Raw genomic sequence first — 17,986 nt, forward strand, 5'->3', positions numbered from 1 at the left:
AGGTGGAATGTTTGTAAAGGTACATAAACCGGTCAACACACCCTGTGTATGCGACAACAAGGATAGGTGCCGGGCACTGGTGGAATATCTGTTGAAGGAAAGTCTTGAAGACAAACCTTATTATGACACTTTCTTCTCCCATGAGGAGGATTATGTACCACCGGTGACGGTCATGCAAAAGATTGACAGCAACCATAAGAAGCTGATGAAAGGAGATGATAAATTCTATATGCTGTCCATCAATCCCTCACAGGATGAAGCGGCTCATCTGATCCGGAAGGTTACAGGAAAGCAGGTGACGGAATTTGAACAGCTCACCGTGGAGGAACAGGAAAAAGTCATTCATGAGTTGAAGAATTACTCCCGGAACTGTATGGACCTGTATGCGGAGAATTTTCGCAGAGAGAAGATAAAATCAGGAAAGGATCTTGTTTATTTTGGGAGGGTGGAAACGGAACGCCACTACAGGAACAGTGATGAGGAAGTGAAGGAGGGACAGGCAAAGTCAGGGGACAGGAAACCCGGGCTACAGCTTCATGTACATATCATCGTGTCACGGAACGATGTGACACAAACAGTAAGACTTTCACCATTAGCAAGAAGCAAAGGTTCATTTAATGAACTAAACGGTAAGAAAGTCATGGTGGGCTTCGAACACATGGAGTGGAAATCCCGGTGTGCGGACCGGTTCATCAGTATGTATGGTTACAAGGCCACACACAAGTATTACGAGGACGGCAGGGAACACACCTACCATTATGTTCCGGGAAAGAACGAGGCGATGAGCATGGCCAAATCCGCCATCCTGCAGAAAGAATTCAGAAACGAGAGGAAGATGCTGGATGTGTCTTACCGGATGTTCCGTTTCATGGTGAATCCGAAACAGGCTCTCATAGCGGAAGCTAAAAGACTGGTAAAGGATGCGTTTACTGGAAAAATCTAAATCAATTTATGAATATGGATCATATGTTTATTATGAAACTGGCAGCCCTGCTTTTTGGCGGCGGCATTGCCAGCTGTCTGTTTCCGGGAAAATCCCGGATGTCACATGTCCTGTTCCTGCTGTTGATACTTGCAGAAACAGCTGTCGCACATGCCACCATCCCGGACGGGTGGTGGTTCCTGCTTACGGGTGTCGTTTCCGTACTTCTTCGTCTTTCTTTCAAAGGAGGGACAGAAAGCGGAAAGGGCGGAAAAGCCCTGCTCTCCCTTCACGCCACGGACGGGACAATTATCAGATATTATTACTGGTTCTCCAATTTCCTTGTCTATGGAGGAGCCGGTTCCGGCAAGACCAAATCCATAGGCAAACCGCTGATGGAGCAGTACATCAGGTCCGGATTCGCCGGTTTCATCTATGACTTCAAGGATTTTGACTATACCCGGACTGCATACAACCTGATCAGGAAACACGGATACCCCCATGAGTTCTATTATGTAAATTTCATGGACATGAACCGGACTTACCGCTTCAATCCGCTGGACAGGAGGAATATAAAGGACAGGACGATGCTCATGCAGCTGATGGAGGACGTACTGGGCGCGTTGATGCCGCCCACATCCAAACAGGACGAATGGTATACGGGCGCGCTTGGCATCCTGAACGGCGTGGCGTACAGGCTTTGGGACGAGTTCCCGGAATGCTGCACGCTGCCGCATATCGTCAACTTCGTGATGAAGGCCGATACGGGACAGCTTCAGGAATTCCTGAAGCTGAACGATATCAGCGCCATGATGGCGGGGGCGTACCTCAAGGCGGAAGGCAGTGAGAAAACACAGGCCTCCTATGTGTCCACTCTCAGCAACTATGTGGCGAAGCTGGCCACCAATGAGAACATATGCTATGTGCTGACAGGGAATGACTTCGACTTCAATCTGATTGATCCTGAACATCCGAAACTTTTTGCAATCAGCAACAACTATGCAACGGAGTCGGTGATATCCCCCGTCATCGCCATGGTAATGAGTATCGCCTCGCGCTCGTTCTCCATGGAGAACAGGGTCCCCTTTGTATTTATCCTGGACGAGATGACCACCTTCAAGGTGCGTGACTTCGAGAAGCTGCCTTCCGTCCTGCGCGAGTACGGGGCGGCGTTCCTGCTGCTCACCCAGTCCGGAGCCAAGCTGGAGAAACTGTACAGCAAACTGGACAGGTCGTCCATCGAGGCGAATTTCGGAAATATCTTCCTGGGCCGCACACAGGATGTGGAGGCATTGAAATATTACCCTCTCTTTTTCGGGAAATACGAGAAGGAGAAGAAGTCCACCAGTTCCGGCAGCAGCGGTGGCGGCCGTAATTCCAGCGTGACCATCAGCACACAGAAGGAAGAGATATATGAATCGAAGGACTTCGCTTCATTGGAACCGGGGGAATTTATCGGAATGGGAAACCGTTCCAATATCAAAGGACATTTCAGGAAGAAGTTCAGGTTGTTCGAACTGGAGGAGGAACCGCTGCCGGTAGTCGCGTTCAGGACGGAGAAGGAAATATCTGACAATTATACCAGAATACTGAAAGATATCGAGAGGGTGCTTGGGATGGAAGACGCAGAAGTGGATGTAAATTCTTTGTTCGCCGACAGGTAGAAAAGATATTTATTTCAGTATAAGGTCAAACAGGAAATACTGTTGAAACTCTTTGAACAACACAATGCCGAGTTCGCCAAGAAAGTGGGATACAACAGGGCAAAGGGTACGTTCCAGCGTTACATAACCGTTTGCAAGCACATTCGGGAGCTCTTGTCACACACCTACAAGTGTGTGAAAGAGTTACAGCTCACGTTCATCAACGATTTCGAGTCTTTTCTACGGACGGAGAAGAAATGGCGACAATAAAGTTCCTGCGTGATACTCTGAACTTTGGCGATGCCGTTATTAGAAAACTACGCACGTTCAAAGATGTTTCCATTAAAGGTGAACTGTATTCTCGTGAGTTGTTTAGCAGACATTTCAAAACTGACGGTGCGGTTTGCTCTCTTAAACAGGATACATCTTTTTCTGTTACAATCACCATCTATTTGCAAAAATTAGCGGATACAATCTTTATTCCGAAAAGAGCCATCGTCATAAAAAAGAGGATGTGTCAGCATTTTGACACACCTCCTATGTGCATTTGCATTAGTTGTATTAGTGCAGATCGCGTGAACGTAAGTATTCAATAAGCCTGGCCGGTTCATCAGTCTGAATCATGCGTGCTCCTAATTTGTCAATGAGGTAGCCATAGCCAGCATCAGGATCTGCCTTTGAAACAACATCGTCATGGTTGCCGTTTCGTCCTTTCAGGGAGTTATACCATAAGAGAGATTTGCGGGCTACCAACTTCTTGGCTTTCAGAGGTAAGGGATTGTCAGACTTTTGATAGCCTACTTCGAAGACAACGGGAGCCATTTCATTTACGAACGAGGTGATGCGTTGTTCAGCATCATCATTGTCCATACGTACCATTGGCATAAAGATGATTGAATCTAAATGGACACCAAGTCTATTGTTGATTTCCTCGATAGATTGCAATCCTTTCAAGATGGCAATATCTGTAGTGCCTGTTTCTTGCAGCAAAGCCACTACTTGTTCAAAGAATCTGTCCGCCTTATCAAGATTCAGCATGATGCGTCCTTTGGACATCAACAATACTTCTTTCAGTGTTGGCACCTTATGCTGAGTTACGTTGCCATTATGATCTTTCAGAAAGAGTTTTTGAATATCAGCGAATGTCGTCTCTGCTATCAGCCCTTTACCATTGGTGGTACGATCCAGCCTTTCGTCATGCATGAGGATGAGTTGACCGTCTTTAGTGCGTTGTACATCGATTTCAACTACATCGCCACCCATTTGAATAATGCTGTTGATGGCATCCAAAGAATTCTCAGGGAATTGTTTCCAATCTCCACGGTGAGACACGACATGTACATAATGCTGGTCTCTATCCATCAGCTTTTTGCGGATATATCCGGCGGTGTTGACACTCTTCCCTTGGTTACGAAGATAATTGACAAGCTCTTTAGGGCGATCGGTTTGGATAAAAGAAGCTCCCATTTCAATAACCTTTCCCCAAATGGAATCTTGTTGGTTCTCTTCCACGGCTCTGTCATCATTCAAACCGGCGCAAAGAGAGGGCCAAAGAGTGTTGATCCACACTTTGCTTCCAGATTTTTGAATGCGGTCGAGAACATTCTGAAGTGCTTGGTCTATTTGGGTAAAACACACTTCAAATGCTTTGGGTTGCATGTTTTTGATGTATTCTTCCACCATGGTCATAGCATCAGGATTGGCCATATCAATGATAGGCATAAAGAATAGCTTATCCAATACCGCTTTATTCTCAGCCACCACCTTCTGATAGGGAAGTCCGGCTTTGATGAGTACCTGCTGTGTAGTACCGGTTTTTTCAAGGACTTTTTCTACCAAATCGAAATAGTCATATCCCTTATCGATGTTTACCCAAATCTTGCCCTTGGCAACTATCATAGCTTCTTCTAAAGTCGGGATCTGATGACTAGTAGCTACACCGGCTCCATTCCTGAGCCTCATTTGTTTGATTTCAGCCAAAGTATAATCTTGGGGGAGTCCCTTGCCGGTTGTGGTTCGGTCGAGGGTTTTATCATGAAGCAGAATCAGCTCGTTATCTTTGGTTTTTTTGATATCGATTTCCACCATATTCACACCTAGGTCAATACAGTTTTGGATGGCTCGAATAGAGTTTTCTGGTGTATTACGCCAGTCTCCACGATGAGAGATAACGCTGACCTTCCCTTCCTCGTATAGTGCTTGAGCTCTTGAAGGGAATACTTGGGCCATTAGGCCCAAGGTTAATGCAATTAGACATAAATTCTTCATACTGATGAGTAATATTAAATATAGCCTTTGTTCTGCTTGATGCTTGAATCGGTATCAATCTGTGACAGAGGTACGGGCTGTACTAGGTTATTCTCGTTCAAACTTACGCCATTATAGCCGGTAGTGTTGGCAAAATGGGCTTTCATCACTTCGATGGCTTTTCCTGTACGAATCAGGTCAAACCAACGATGACCTTCGCATACTAACTCTTTACGACGTTCAAGGGCAATCTCGTCTAATAAAGCGTTGCTGTCTGAGATTTCCACTTCGTCAATGCCAGCTCTAGATTTCACATCGTTCAGGCAGGTGAGTGCGGCCTCAATATCACCTGTTTGTGCATAGCATTCTGCAAGCATCAGCAGAACATCAGCATATCTCAGTACTACTACATTGCTGCCGCTATCTTTTACTACATTCGAGGTCTGCTTCAACTTATTAGTTGCCACATGTACTTCGGTCAAGCGGAAATAAGCTGTTTTTCGCTTATCATTGTCTGCAAACAGATTGTACACTTCCCGAGTGGGCAAGTTATGACCTTTAGCACCGCTCACGGAACCTGAAGGACTGAACATCATAAAAGCATTGCTTCCTTCTGAGTTTCCATTGAGCCCAGACTGATACTGCACATCAAAGATAATCTCGCGGTTACCTTCATTTTCTGTATCGAAGATGTCGTTAGGATCATCTAACAGTGCGTATTGACCGCTGTTCACCACTTTGAGAAGCTCTATTTTGGCTTCGGAATAGTTTCCCATCGTAAGATAGACTTTACCAAGAAGTCCTTCGGCCGCTCCTTTGGTAGCATGGCCTTGTAGGCTCGCTGTAAGGGGAAGCATCTCTGTAGCCTCTTTCAAATCGGAAATAATCTGCTGATAAACCTCACTTTTATTTGTGCGTCCTTGACCAAAATAGTCGTTAACATTTTCCGTTTCTTTAGTCACCAAGGGAACATCGCCAAAGATACGGACCAAATTGAAATACATCAAAGCTCTGAGGAATTTGATCTCTCCTTTAACTACACTTCGGTTATTTTCAGTCATATCAACTCCATCCACTCGGTTAAGGATGATATTACATTGCTGAATGCCTATATAGTTATGTTTCCAGGAATCAGCGATAATCGTGTTGGATGAAGTCATATTGAATTCATCAAGCTGACCATAGTTACCTCCATCATTAGCCGGAACCTCGTCCCAAGTATTGTCTGAGGGAAGTTCGCCAAGTACATGGTTGGCAATTCCATATTGACCGCTATACTGAAGACAGGCATAGGCTGCATTGACACCTTTGTTGATTTGCTCTTCGTTTTTATAATAATTGTTGAGTACATTGTTGGTTTCAGGGCTCAGATCCAGCAGACTTTCTGAGCAACTGGCAGTCAGTGCGCAAAGGGCAGCTGAGAGAAATATATATTTATAGTTCATTGTTGTCTATGAATTAAAAGTTGATATTAACACCTACAGAGATGGTTCTAGGAACAGGATATACATATTTTTCGTTGCCTTGTTCCAATATATTGGAACCTTCAGCATCAATGTTGAATCCTTTATAACCGGTCAACATGAATAAGTTATTGCCTAACACATATACTTGAGCCTTATTGATACCTACTTTACCAAGCAGAGCGGAAGGCAGGTTATATGCCAACTTCAAGTTTCGAAGCAATGCATAAGACGCATCCTTGAAATAGATGTTTGAAGCAGCAGTAGCTTTACGGGCATTAGAGTAGTTACCCATGTTGGGAGTAGCCATTGTACCCTCTGGATTGTTCACAGGATGATAACGGTTGTCAAAGTAGTCTTGAGTTACCATCATGAAGCCTTCACCACATTCAAGTGACTGGAGTGTTCCGCTGTTCTTTTTTTTGCCAAGTTCACTGTAAATATCAAAGGTGAGTTCGAAGTCCTTGTAGCGAAAAGTGTTGTTGAATCCAATCACGGCTTTAGCGGCAGGCGATCCAAAACTCTTCTTATCGTCAGCGTTAATCTCATTGTCACCGTTCAGGTCAGCTATGATGTAGTCTCCGATCTGAGTGCCGGCCATATAGGGGTATTTTTGGAAATCGGCATCCGACTTATAGACACCGATTACTTCATAGCCATACAATTCACCGATAGAATTACCGATTTTAGTGATATTGTTTCCTGAGATGATCTGAGTTTGTCCAGGTGCCAGTGCCAGCACTTTATCTTTGTTGACTGATAAACTGAGGTTTGAGTTCCAATCTACGGCACCCAGGCGGATATCTTTAGCTGTTGCAAGCCTTACTTCGAATCCTGTGTTACGTACTTCACCAATATTCTGCAAGGATGTTGTGTAACCACTCTGTTGAGGAACGGGCACATTCAGCAGAAGATCTTGTGTGTTGGCAATATAAAAATCAGCACTCAGGTCGAGATACTTCATCAATGTAACATCGAAACCAATATTCCAAGTGGAAGTCATTTCCCAAGAAAGATCCGGATTAGGTGAGTCACCAATGATTGAGCCGGATGCGATAGAACCATCTGTTACATAGTCTGCGCTTCCCATTAGAGCCAAGGCACCGTAGTTGGGAATTTGGTTATTACCCGATTTACCCCAGCTCAAACGCATTTTTGCATATTCCACTGTTTGATTGTTGCTCAAAAAGTCTTCACCTGAGATAAGCCATGCTGCAGATACTGCAGGGAAAAATCCCCATTTGCTGTTTGCACCGAATCGTGATGAACCATCCCATCGAACAGAGGTGTTCAACATATACTTATTGCGGAAGTTGTAGTTGATACGCCCAAAGTAGGATGTCATGGCCCAATTGTATTGTGAGGGAGTCACTTTAAAACTGCTACCACCGGCAATGTTCTCGATAGAGTCATCAGTAAAGCCTGAAGCCACTACTTTCAAACCTTCATATTCTTCTTTTTGATAAGATTGTCCTAACAGTACCTGAAAGTTATGAGCATTGTTGAGAAAGGATTGGTTGTACGACAGAGTATTCTCGATGATGTAGTTGAGAGATTCTGTAGTATTCCTCGATGCTTCAGTGGGTTTGGGAGCAGGTACGCGATAAGCACCGATGGAAGAAGGGTTAAAGTAGTTGTAATGAGCAGACTCATAGTCGGTACCCAGATTGATTTTATATTTCAACTGGTCCAGCAGTTTAACCTCTGTGTAGAAGTTACCAAATAGGCGAGCGCGCTTTTGATTATTGGTAATCATGGTAGCCCAGGCCAGCGGGTTTTCGCAGAGTGCACCATCTGCTTCTTTGTTGGCGTTAATCTGAGTTGAAATAGCGTAGCTGCCATCTTCATTGTAGGGAGAGAAGAAAGGATAGCTGATAGATGCCAAACCAATCAATGAACCGCCCCAAGTGCCACTTGAACTGAATGAATTCGTGCGAGTGTATGAAGGAGACATTGACAGGCCCATTGTTATATAATTGGAGGGATTGAAGCGCAGATTGACATTGGCTGAGAATTTGTCCATATCCGAACCAAGAAGAATACCCTCTTGTTTAAGGTAGCCACCAGAGAATGAATATGATGCTTTCTCCGAACCTCCAGCTACAGCAATATTATAGTCTTGAATCGGGGCTGTGCGGAATATCTCATCGTACCAATCAGTATTGGTAAGGCCTTGCTCACCATTCAGATAGGGAACGATATAGTCAGGAATCAGCTCACGCTTGGAGGCACCCTTTTGCTTTCTAACAGTGTTATTATCGCTTTCGCTTCTATTTTGGGGGTCCTTGTTTACATAACCGGTATTTCTTGCTTCTTTTAAGAACTGGGCGTAGTCGTAGGCATCTACCAACTTCACTCTGTCTGAGCGAGTTTGAACACCATAGCTGGCAGAAACAGTTACTGACGGTTTGCCGTTTCTGCCTGATTTTGTTGTTATCATGATGATACCGTTAGCACCTCTTGAACCATAGATGGCGGTTGAAGCGGCATCTTTCAGGATTTCTATAGACTCGATAGAGTTGGGATTGATGCTGTTAATGGTAGAACCCTCTGACAAGGGGAAACCATCAACAACAATTAAAGGGTTGCTCCCTGCAGTCAATGTACCGATACCCCGCACTCTGATTTGGGGAGCACTACCAGGGGTTCCTGATGATTGGATAACTTGAATACCAGTAGCTTTACCCGCCAAAGAATTGGCAAAGTTAGCAGAAGGGTAATTCATAATGTCATCTGCTTTTACAGAAGAGATAGAACCAGTGTTGCTCTTCACTGTGGTAGTACCATAACCAATCACGATAACCTCATTCAATTGTTCAGAAACTTCGTCCATTTGGATAGAAAGCGTATTGCCCTGAGGCTTTATTTCTTGTGTCTTATAGCCGATATAGCTAATTACCAACGTTGCGTTATCATTGGTTAACTGGATACTGAATTTTCCATCGATGTCCGTCACCACACCGTTTGTAGTACCTTTTTCTAACACAGTAGCACCAATAATGGTCTCATTCTGAGTTCCTGTAATTGTGCCGCTGATTTTCTTATGCTGTGCACATACAATAACGCTGGTTAGTAAGTACACAAGCAAGAAACTAATTTTTTTCATTTTGTTTTTTTTAATTTTAATTTATTTGCTTAAGCGTGTGCAAATATCATGAATTGCCATTGCGAAATAGTTAAGATGATGTTATAAATAGGTTACAGAGAAATATTGAGAGTTTGTATTCTTTCTGATTTTTCCATTCAGATTTTCAATGAGGTTTATGGTGTAGATTATTTCTCTGATTGTATATTCCGGAGCATGTCCGTTCACTTGCGTTGCCGTTTCAGTTACTTTTGTTTTCATCCCTTTGATTCTAACAGTAGGTTGCGGAAATGAGGGTAGAGTATTTCCACATAGACAAACAAAATGAATTGGTTGAGTATTACAATAAGACGATTGTACCTTTGCAGAATGAATTGAATAAGGAAAAAGAGAATTTTGATAATAGAGTCAATAATTTGGTATAGAGTTGCCGTTTGAACAGAACAATAATGTGGCAGGGGTTGTCTAACAACTTAGGAGGTTTCTGCCAAATCTGTTGGCAAGATTAAAGTAGATAGCTCCATTTTATTATATACCATTATAATGTGGTACAGATAACAGAAATTATTTCTGCAAACATACGTTTTATCCTATAATCAGAGAGAGATTCTCTTTTTAGGAAAGAAAAAAAGATTTCATATCTACAGTTATAAACAATATCACCATGTCTAACAACCTTGTATGGCTTTAGATTGATATTGTCAGTAATCGCCTTTGTCGGTTGGAATTCACCATCGCTATTCACTCCTTCGATAAGATCAACACCATATTTTAATGAAGAGTTGTTTTCTCGCCTTTGAGATATATAATCCCTGAGCCGAACCCATTTTACACAGTTACTTTCCATATCACTCCTCCTCTTTTTCGTGCTGTTCCATAAAGAAGCGTTTCTGCTGCTCAATCTCCCGGCGCAGTTCTTCCTCGGTAGGCATGTATGTCATATACTTGGCGGCAAAAATCTGATCGCTGTCATGCAATACAGAATATTTTGCTATGGTGTTGTCCGTATCCGTGCAGAGTAACACACCGATGGTCGGATTGTCATCATCTCCTTTGACCAAATCATCGTACATACGGATGTACATATCCAATTGTCCGATGTCCTGATGAGTCAGCTTATGGGTTTTTAGTTCAAAGATGACAAACCGCTTCATCTTGTAGTTATAAAATACAAGGTCGATGTAAAAATCAGCCGTATCGGTCACAATATGCTGTTGCCTTTCCACAAAAGCGAATCCACGTCCGAGTTCCATAATGAACTTTTCGAGATTGTCGATTAATGCCTGTTCCAGTTCCGATTCGGAATAGCTGGTGTCCCGACGGAAACCCATAAATTCGGCCACCATTGGATTCTTTATATATTCCAACGGATCTGTTTGACCGGCATAAGGTACTGGCAGAGTTGAACTCTCTCTTTGAGCCGCAAGCCGTCGTTCATAATATTGGGTGGAGATATTCCTGTCAAGATCATCTACGCTCCACATATCTTCAGCCGCTGTCTTAAGATACCATTCCCTTGCTTGCGTATTGCTGACGGAAAGAAGCCTGCGGACATGTGACCAGGTAAGATTTTGCACACGCGTGTGCAAAATTTCTACATCCTTGAATTCCAAATAGAACTTTCGGTAATATGCCAAGTTACGCTTACCATAGCCGGTTCCGTATTCAGCAGCAAGTCTGACAGCAAGAGCCGGAATAAGCTTTTGTCCGTATGCCGCCCTGCTTGCCCCCTGCTGTTCTTCTTCCACGATACGCCGTCCAATGTTCCAATAAGTCATAATGGCTATTTGACCAGTTGCGGCATAAGCTTGTTTCCGTCCTTGTTCTATGATGGTTCTGATGTCGGAAACGAAATTATCAGTTATTATGTCAGTCTGTTGCTTATTCTTTTCCATATCCCAAAATTTTGAAGGCATTCACGAGTTCGGCTTCATTAGCATCCCATCTTTTCTTAAGCTCGTCAAACTTATGGCTCATTTCGGTGAGGGCCGATTTATAATCAATTTCCGTATCGCGGTCGATAAACTCGATATATCTGGAGGGTACAAGCGAATATCCTTTCTGTTGGATTTCGTCACGATGAGCGGCATAGTATAACTCAGGCTCGGCATACTCGGCGAAATTTTCAGTCTGCCAATTGAAATAGATTTGGCAAACCCGGCTGATTTCTGTTTCTGTCAGGCGAACATATTTCTTTTCGTATATGTTGCTATTCCATGTGCGCAGGTCAATAAACAGAATCTCACCCGTTCGGTTACGCAGTTGTCTGCCATGCCAGGGGCCACCTTTCTTGTTGTTGTTTAGAATCCATAACGTAACGGATATATCGGTTGAATAGAACATGTTGCGCGGCAGAACGATGATAGCCTCGATTTTGTCGTTTTCAATCAACCGTTTACGTATTTCGAGCGTGTCGCTGTCGTCCAATGCCCCATTGGCTAGCAGGAATCCTGCAATTCCGTGATTGACATCCAGTTTGTTCAGGATATGGAGAATCCATGCGTAGTTGGCATTGCTGGCCGGCGGAACGCCATAACCTTTCCAGCGGGGGGCCGTCTCAAATTCTCCATACTCGGCATATTTCTTCAAATTGAATGGCGGATTTGCCATGATGTAGTCGAATTTGAGGTCTTTATGCTGGTCGTCGGAGAAGGTAGATACCGCTTTGTCTCCCAAATGGTAGGATATACCGCGAATAGCCAGATTCATCTTTGCCAGACGATAGGTCGCCGGTTCGGATTCCTGCCCATACACGTTGACCGCTTTGGTGTTACCGCCATGTGCTTCAATGAACTTGGTTGCCTGCACGAACATACCGCCTGACCCACAGCAAGGGTCATAGACCGTACCGTCGAACGGCTCAATAAGTGAGGCGATAAGTTCTACGATAGAATGCGGCGTGTAGAACTCACCTTCCTCCTTGTCGGCATTGATCGAGAAAGCCTGCAAGAAATATTCATATACACGTCCTATAAGATCGTGATCAGTGAACTTCTTGGGATCTATCTTGTTAATCTCGTCCACCACGCTTTTCAAAACCCCCAGTTCAAGGGCCGTTTTCGTGAAAATCTGCTGCGGCAGGGCATTTTTGAGTTTAGGCTCATTGTCGTCCAACGTCTTTATGGCTGTATCGAAAGCGATGGCCATACCGGTAGGAGCCGTAAGAATAAGCTTGTCCCAGAACGTCTCATCTGTCAGGAAGAACACGCCGTCCTGCATATACTGATTGGGACGGGACAGCTGCATTTCAACAAAAGCCTCGTCGTGAATGCCTTGAACCTCCACAATCTCGTGCCTGATTTTATCCTTTTGCTGCTTGAACCGTTCCCCTATGAATTTCAAGAACACAAGAGTCAGCAATAAATCGCGCTTGTCGGTCATGGCAGCACGTCCTCTCAAACTGTTGCGGCAGTTGAAAAGTATGGTTTCTAAGGTCTCCTCCTTTGTTATTTTTGTTTGTTTCTTGGCCATCGTATTTACTCTATTAGTTTGGTGTTTAACCTAAAAGCATTTGCATCAATCTCCATTTGGAAAATCTTAATGTCGGGATTCAGCTTTCGGGCAACACGGATTATTTTTGATTTTTCTTCGACATCCATATTGATTCCCAGATAAACGGATTCGAAACACTCTCCTCCAATTTCGGGGAATGCTCTTACTTCTTTCCAATCAATTGGACCTTTATCGTCATTTTGCCCTGGCAATAATGCCATATATGCGGGAGAAGGATTTAAAATAAACAATCTGACCTCTTGTTCATGTTCCCATGCCTTTGCTTTTGTAGATATTTGATAATGGAAAAAGTCTTTTGCATCCCTGAAATAATCGGGCTTCTCTACAATATCTTTATATTGTACCTCCACTTCCGAGCAGCCGATCATGACATTGCCATATATACGAGAAAGATACTTTCTAACTTTCTCCATATCCAGACCGATGCAAATACCTTTATGCTTGCTGTAATAGCTCCACATCAAAATTGAATCATATATCTTAGAAAGACTACATATCCATGCCTCTTCTCTGGTTCTACGAAATGGATCTCTTCTCAATTCTTCAATTATTTCCGGAGTCCATCCTCCACATGCTTCTTTCGGAACATCGGAAAAATCAATTAACGAGGGATGGCAATCAAACGGGTCATTTAATTGCGTAGCGTTAGTGAATTGAAGATTGCCATAATGCAGCATCATCAACCCACCGTTAAAATCCAAGTACTTATATAGTTTTGCTTCTCCCATAAATTTATTCATTCAGTTCTCAGCAAGTCATCCACAGACACATCCAGAACTTTTGCTATTTGGATCAGCATCTCAACATTGGGCTGCGTTGTATTTGTAACCCATTTAGAAATTATGGCAGGATCCTTATCCAATTGTTCCGAGAGCCATTTATTGCTCTTGTTTTTCTCTGCGAGAACGACTTTGATTCGATTCAGTAATTTGCGCTCCATATTATTATATATCCATTACATGGTTACAAAGATAAGTATATTTAGAGAATATAATTGACCAAGAAGGTTAAATGTTGCAATTCGCCACAAAAAAGTGAGCAAAACGTCAATTACGACTACGTATACTTCTTTTATCGACATTTTTATGTGTCAACTTCTATTTTTCGTATCATTGACTCTAATGACGATACTTGTCGATTACTTTTTATGGGAACTTTATGGTATCAAATCACAAATAATAGAACGTATTTGATTTGATAATTAAAAAAATATAGAATATCATTCGGTTCAAGTGTGTTTCTGCTTTCCGGGAAAATGATTATTTTTAGTTACCAAGCTTCAAATAATTATGTATTCGACGGATTTAGAAGAAACACAGTGGTAAGTTATCAAGAAAATCTTGAACCTACAAGAAAGGAAACGAAAATATGATTTGCGTGAAATATGGAATGTTATTTTCTATATAGTGAAAACAGATTGTCAGTGGCGTATACTCCCTTCTAGTTTTGCTCCTTAGGAGTTGGTTCACTACTACTATCGCAAATGGTCTTCTTTAGGCGAATTTGATTTGTTATTGAATAACTTATGAGAAAAAGTACGTGTAAAAATGGGACAAAAAGCAGAAGCAAGCCTGGGTATTATGGACAGTCAAAGTGTACTTTGGGGTGATAACCGTTCTCTTAACGGCATTGACGGCAACAAGAAAGTAAAAGGAGTCAAAAGTCATGTAGTGGTAGATAAAAATGGTTTTCTAGTTGCTGTCATGGTGACGATTGCTTGTGTGCATGATAGCAAGGCGGCTTATCTGCTGGTAAGATGTCTTAGGGAACTCTGTTGTAATATCAAAGTAGTCTTGGCAGATGCCGGATATCGTGGAGAAGTAACTGACAAGATTAAAAGGGCTTTTGGATATATTCTTCAAGCGTCTTCAGGCATGGAGCCATATGGCCAAACGTAACATAAAATTGTAGAAACGTGGGAATCCATTTAATCCATGCCTGAAAGAATAAAAAAATAGACTAGGATATCCTGCCTTTTTTAGAAACGATACCCATATCCCAGCATAATTGATGCATTGTCATCTTTGGCAAACATAAACTTCGCTTCAGCATTCAGATAACTGCGTTCGGAAATAGGCAATGTGATACCTCCTCCCAAGTTGAAGGCGAATTTGGTAGAGTTACTCCGGTCTATTTCCACTTCTTGTCCGTTTGTTTCCACACTCTTTTTTCCATAGAAATTGTTTTGCATACCGATGCCTGCAAGAGGATAGACAGAAAATCCCTGTCCGTCTTCTTTAAAGTTGAATACATAATGGAAATTCACATTTACATCCAGACCGGTAATTTTGTCTTTAGGAAAGTAGAAAGTTACATCCGGAGCAATCCGAAGATTATTTGCTATCGCATAGCGTCCCTGTACTCCCAGACCGAATCTTTCATAATTGGTCTGATAACCGACATTTCCCATTAAGGAGCCTTCTCCTTTTACTGTTTGGGCATTCATGCCCACTGATGCCAGTGTAATCATGGCCAGTAAAATTAAATTTTTCATAATTAAAGCATTTAGTTAATAAAATGTTTTTTTTTAAAGAAGGGTCCCCCCCCCTTGAAGCAAACAACAAATGTTTGGCTACATTTGTTTGCTATATATAGTTACATACGTATGGAATGTTTGTACTAATATGAGTGCTCTTTTTTTATTTTTTCATAAAGTAGAAAATGATGTTAATTCCGTTTTTATATCCTGAACTATTTTTTTAATGCTTTGTTTCTCAGTATATGACATGGGTTAGAGTTGGTTGTATGCCGAATTGCCAGTTTATGAAAAATGGGGTATATGGGGTTCGGATTGTTGTAACTGATTAAAACCGCATTGTTTTGAGATAGTAAAATATCAGGATTGTTTCATTATTAGAATTTATAGCCATGAAAAGTTTAAGTTTTGATTTGCGGGCCAGACTGGTAGTCAGTCCTGTCATCAGGGCAATAGCTTGTTTATTTTCAAACTCCCCCGGACGGATAAAGTGATGATATATCAATTTCTATATTTACATGTAAATTCTAAACCGAGTGTATAACTTAAAAAAATCAGCCTATGTATTTTCTATGGTACATTATTATCGGAATTCTTGCCGGATTCGTTGCTGGCAAATTTATGCGGGGCGGCGGCTTTGGCCTGTTTACTAATCTGCTGGTAGGTGTTGTCGGCGGTGTTTTGGGTGGATGGGTGTTCGGTCTGCTGGGAATCGCAACGACAGGTCTGTTGGGCAGTCTGATAACTTCAATTGTAGGAGCTGTCGTTTTGTTGTGGATTGTTTCATTGTTTAATAACAAAAAGAGAATTGACCTTTAATTATTTTAACCATTTAAAAACAACTTGATTATGGAAAATAGAAATTCTAGTTTATGGATCGGTCTGGGAGTAGGTTCGGTCATCGGTGCTTTGGCTTACCGTTTTTCACGTACTTCAAAAGCCAAGAAACTGAAGGAAAAAGTATGTGACACCTTTCATAAGATAACCGGCCAGGCGGAAGACATGTTGGATGAAGCCAAAGAAAAAGCGGTGGATGCTGGAAAGACCGTAGCGGATAAGATGGCCGACAAGGCATTCGGCCTTGCTGAGAAAACAGACGATTTTAAGAACAAAATGCATGCAATGGCTTCCGAAGCTAAGAAATAAATCGGAACAGATAACTTGCTAATAACTCATACGCTTATGAAATGGAAGGAACATTTGAAACGTCAATTGCCGTCCAATGGCAGATGGGAAAATTATGAACAACTGTACCGGATGTGCCTGTTGGCATACGCTGAAGGCTGTAACGAGGAGAAAAAGAAAGCTCTCGAGGCATACAGGCTTCGTTGTGGCAGATTGTTTGGAAACAGGTGCATGCCGTCTGCCGGCAGCAGGGCGGATCAAAAAAAGATATGTGATGCAGACTGTTCCTACATAAGGAAGTATGAATTTGAGTTGTATAAACTGGGCGGGTGTATGGAAGACTCACCTGAATAAACCTGAATTATTGACTTTAAATTGAAAAGATTATGTTTTATCATGTAAAAGATTTGCAGTTCAACGCCCGGGTTTCACAACCCGATCCGCGTTTTGCACGTGTGATGCTTGAAGCATTCGGCGGTGCGAATGGAGAATTGAAATCCGCCTTGCAATATTTTGTGCAGGCTTTCAGTTGTCACAATCCATTCCCTGATAAATATGATATGTTGATGGATATTGCCACAGAAGAGTTCGGACATCTGGAGATTGTAGGGGCCACGATTCAGATGCTTTTGGGACCGGTGAATGGAGAAATGAAGAATGCGCTTGAAGATACGCCGCTCCGCACGATGATGAGCGGTAAGTCTGCTAAAGAGGACCTGATCCATCAGGCATTCACCAATCCACAATTTTTGGTAGGAGCCCCCGGCAGTCCGGCTTTGACAGACAGTAACGGAAATCCTTGGTGTGCCACCTATGTGTCTGCTACGGCAGAATTGACGGTGGATCTTCGTTCCAACATGGCAGGAGAGGCACGCGCCAAAATAGGCTATGAAAATCTTCTCCAGTTGACGGACGATCCTTTGGTAAAGGAAACGCTTGGTTTTCTCATGACTCGTGAAGTGACACATTACCAGCAGTTTGAGGCTGCTTTGGAAACAATTCAGCCCAATTTCCCGCCTGGAGTATTTCAAACATCTCCCAAATACAGCAATTTATATTTTGATCTGTCGAAAGGCGATGACGCTCGTGGACCTTGGAATGAAGGGGAGAGCACGCAGCTAAAGGAACAGTGGCAATATATAGAACAACCACTTGAAGAAGTGAGAAGCACGGATGGATTGCTGGATCGAAAACCGGAAGGTACCGACCGGTCGGAAAAAGAGATTGCCAGAAAAGAAGCACAATTGTCCAAGGAGCGTAGCGGGCAGGTGCTGGCGTCTACTCCCAAGAAGGAGATGTCTTGGTGCAAGTATCAGTGATTTGAAAAGAACATCGGTTTAAATCCGTTGTAATTATTAACCATAAACCATTTTAATTATGACCAAGAAAACAGAAAAGAAACAGGAAGAGGCAAAGAGCACAAAAAAGAGTGCCCATGCCCAAGAATGTAAGTCTTCTGCCTCATGCAAGAAAGCAGAGAAGAAGTAAGAACTTAGAACCTTGAAATTTGTA

The 17,986-nt window shown here is 42.6% G+C and carries 19 protein-coding genes and 2 pseudogenes; 10 read left to right on the forward strand and 11 right to left on the reverse strand.

Annotated features, from left to right (window positions below):
• The first annotated feature begins 7 nt into the window (after positions 1–7).
• The 3 genes and pseudogenes from GKD17_RS09835 to GKD17_RS09845 all read left to right on the forward strand — a co-directional run.
• Complete coding sequence (locus tag GKD17_RS09835; RefSeq protein WP_008656193.1) at positions 8–943, forward strand: DUF5712 family protein; 936 nt, start codon at positions 8–10, stop codon at positions 941–943.
• 14 nt (positions 944–957) lie between these two features.
• The gene (locus tag GKD17_RS09840) at positions 958–2,586 is read left to right on the forward strand and encodes a type IV secretory system conjugative DNA transfer family protein (RefSeq protein ID WP_032941051.1); all 1,629 of its coding nucleotides are present in this window, start codon (positions 958–960) and stop codon (positions 2,584–2,586) included.
• A 24-nt stretch (positions 2,587–2,610) separates the two neighbouring features.
• Positions 2,611–2,829, forward strand: a pseudogene (locus tag GKD17_RS09845) (phage integrase SAM-like domain-containing protein); the annotation flags it as partial.
• Between the two features lie 297 nt (positions 2,830–3,126).
• Here the strand turns inward: GKD17_RS09845 and GKD17_RS23740 are convergent.
• The 5 genes and pseudogenes from GKD17_RS23740 to GKD17_RS09865 all read right to left on the reverse strand — a co-directional run bounded on the left by GKD17_RS23740 (position 3,127) and on the right by GKD17_RS09865 (position 9,621).
• Entirely contained in the window at positions 3,127–3,927 is an 801-nt protein-coding gene (locus GKD17_RS23740; RefSeq protein WP_370867225.1) for a glycerophosphodiester phosphodiesterase family protein, read from the reverse strand.
• A 42-nt stretch (positions 3,928–3,969) separates the two neighbouring features.
• A pseudogene (locus GKD17_RS23745) lies at positions 3,970–4,833 on the reverse strand (glycerophosphodiester phosphodiesterase family protein); the annotation flags it as partial.
• 14 nt (positions 4,834–4,847) lie between these two features.
• Positions 4,848–6,257, reverse strand: a complete 1,410-nt coding sequence (locus GKD17_RS09855; RefSeq protein WP_007838751.1) for a RagB/SusD family nutrient uptake outer membrane protein — start codon at positions 6,255–6,257, stop codon at positions 4,848–4,850.
• Between the two features lie 13 nt (positions 6,258–6,270).
• Positions 6,271–9,381 carry a SusC/RagA family TonB-linked outer membrane protein gene (locus tag GKD17_RS09860; RefSeq protein WP_007838752.1) on the reverse strand — a complete coding sequence of 1,037 codons (3,111 nt, stop codon included), beginning with the start codon at positions 9,379–9,381 and terminating at the stop codon, positions 6,271–6,273.
• 81 nt (positions 9,382–9,462) lie between these two features.
• A complete protein-coding gene (locus tag GKD17_RS09865; RefSeq protein WP_008656189.1) occupies positions 9,463–9,621 on the reverse strand; it encodes a hypothetical protein in 159 nt (52 codons plus the stop codon).
• Positions 9,622–9,650: 29 nt separating this feature from the next.
• Here GKD17_RS09865 and GKD17_RS23230 point away from each other — a divergent pair, with 29 nt between their 5' ends.
• Positions 9,651–9,785: a hypothetical protein gene (locus tag GKD17_RS23230; RefSeq protein WP_255323901.1), complete on the forward strand. Its 135-nt coding sequence runs from the start codon at positions 9,651–9,653 to the stop codon at positions 9,783–9,785.
• Positions 9,786–9,898: 113 nt separating this feature from the next.
• On the opposite strand, the gene GKD17_RS09870 is transcribed toward GKD17_RS23230, so the two are convergent.
• From GKD17_RS09870 to GKD17_RS09890, 5 genes are read right to left on the reverse strand one after another with little or no spacing between them, the layout of a single operon-like run.
• A complete protein-coding gene (locus tag GKD17_RS09870; RefSeq protein WP_032951618.1) occupies positions 9,899–10,207 on the reverse strand; it encodes a hypothetical protein in 309 nt (102 codons plus the stop codon).
• 1 nt (position 10,208) lies between these two features.
• Positions 10,209–11,255, reverse strand: coding sequence for a PDDEXK nuclease domain-containing protein (locus tag GKD17_RS09875; protein WP_008656185.1), 1,047 nt, complete (start codon positions 11,253–11,255; stop codon positions 10,209–10,211).
• Entirely contained in the window at positions 11,242–12,831 is a 1,590-nt protein-coding gene (locus GKD17_RS09880) for a class I SAM-dependent DNA methyltransferase (RefSeq protein ID WP_007838757.1), read from the reverse strand. The genes GKD17_RS09875 and GKD17_RS09880 overlap by 14 nt, the downstream gene beginning before the upstream one ends.
• Positions 12,832–12,836: 5 nt before the next feature.
• Positions 12,837–13,601 (reverse strand): DUF2971 domain-containing protein, encoded by a 765-nt coding sequence (locus GKD17_RS23235; RefSeq protein WP_008781658.1) that lies wholly within the window; start codon positions 13,599–13,601, stop codon positions 12,837–12,839.
• An 8-nt stretch (positions 13,602–13,609) separates the two neighbouring features.
• Positions 13,610–13,813, reverse strand: a complete 204-nt coding sequence (locus GKD17_RS09890; RefSeq protein ID WP_007838759.1) for a helix-turn-helix transcriptional regulator — start codon at positions 13,811–13,813, stop codon at positions 13,610–13,612.
• Between the two features lie 433 nt (positions 13,814–14,246).
• Between GKD17_RS09890 and GKD17_RS23240 the strand changes: the two genes are divergently transcribed.
• Both GKD17_RS23240 and GKD17_RS23245 read left to right on the forward strand, forming a co-directional pair.
• Entirely contained in the window at positions 14,247–14,330 is an 84-nt protein-coding gene (locus tag GKD17_RS23240; RefSeq protein ID WP_232284600.1) for a hypothetical protein, read from the forward strand.
• Between the two features lie 90 nt (positions 14,331–14,420).
• The gene (locus tag GKD17_RS23245) at positions 14,421–14,771 is read left to right on the forward strand and encodes a transposase (protein ID WP_005682942.1); all 351 of its coding nucleotides are present in this window, start codon (positions 14,421–14,423) and stop codon (positions 14,769–14,771) included.
• Positions 14,772–14,851: 80 nt separating this feature from the next.
• Here the strand turns inward: GKD17_RS23245 and GKD17_RS09900 are convergent, their stop codons facing one another.
• A complete protein-coding gene (locus tag GKD17_RS09900; RefSeq protein ID WP_005682944.1) occupies positions 14,852–15,367 on the reverse strand; it encodes an outer membrane protein in 516 nt (171 codons plus the stop codon).
• Positions 15,368–15,910: 543 nt separating this feature from the next.
• Here GKD17_RS09900 and GKD17_RS09905 point away from each other — a divergent pair.
• From GKD17_RS09905 to GKD17_RS09920, 4 genes are read left to right on the forward strand one after another with little or no spacing between them, the layout of a single operon-like run.
• Positions 15,911–16,168 (forward strand): GlsB/YeaQ/YmgE family stress response membrane protein, encoded by a 258-nt coding sequence (locus tag GKD17_RS09905; protein WP_007838765.1) that lies wholly within the window; start codon positions 15,911–15,913, stop codon positions 16,166–16,168.
• A 30-nt stretch (positions 16,169–16,198) separates the two neighbouring features.
• On the forward strand, positions 16,199–16,495 hold the full coding sequence (locus GKD17_RS09910) for a YtxH domain-containing protein (protein ID WP_007838767.1): 297 nt from the start codon (positions 16,199–16,201) through the stop codon (positions 16,493–16,495).
• Positions 16,496–16,531: 36 nt separating this feature from the next.
• Positions 16,532–16,828, forward strand: a complete 297-nt coding sequence (locus GKD17_RS09915) for a hypothetical protein (RefSeq protein WP_005682948.1) — start codon at positions 16,532–16,534, stop codon at positions 16,826–16,828.
• Between the two features lie 32 nt (positions 16,829–16,860).
• Positions 16,861–17,793 carry a manganese catalase family protein gene (locus tag GKD17_RS09920; RefSeq protein ID WP_005682949.1) on the forward strand — a complete coding sequence of 311 codons (933 nt, stop codon included), beginning with the start codon at positions 16,861–16,863 and terminating at the stop codon, positions 17,791–17,793.
• Positions 17,794–17,986 lie beyond the last annotated feature (193 nt).

Origin of the sequence: Phocaeicola dorei (genome assembly GCF_013009555.1) — a bacterium.
GTDB classification, from domain to species: domain Bacteria; phylum Bacteroidota; class Bacteroidia; order Bacteroidales; family Bacteroidaceae; genus Phocaeicola; species Phocaeicola dorei.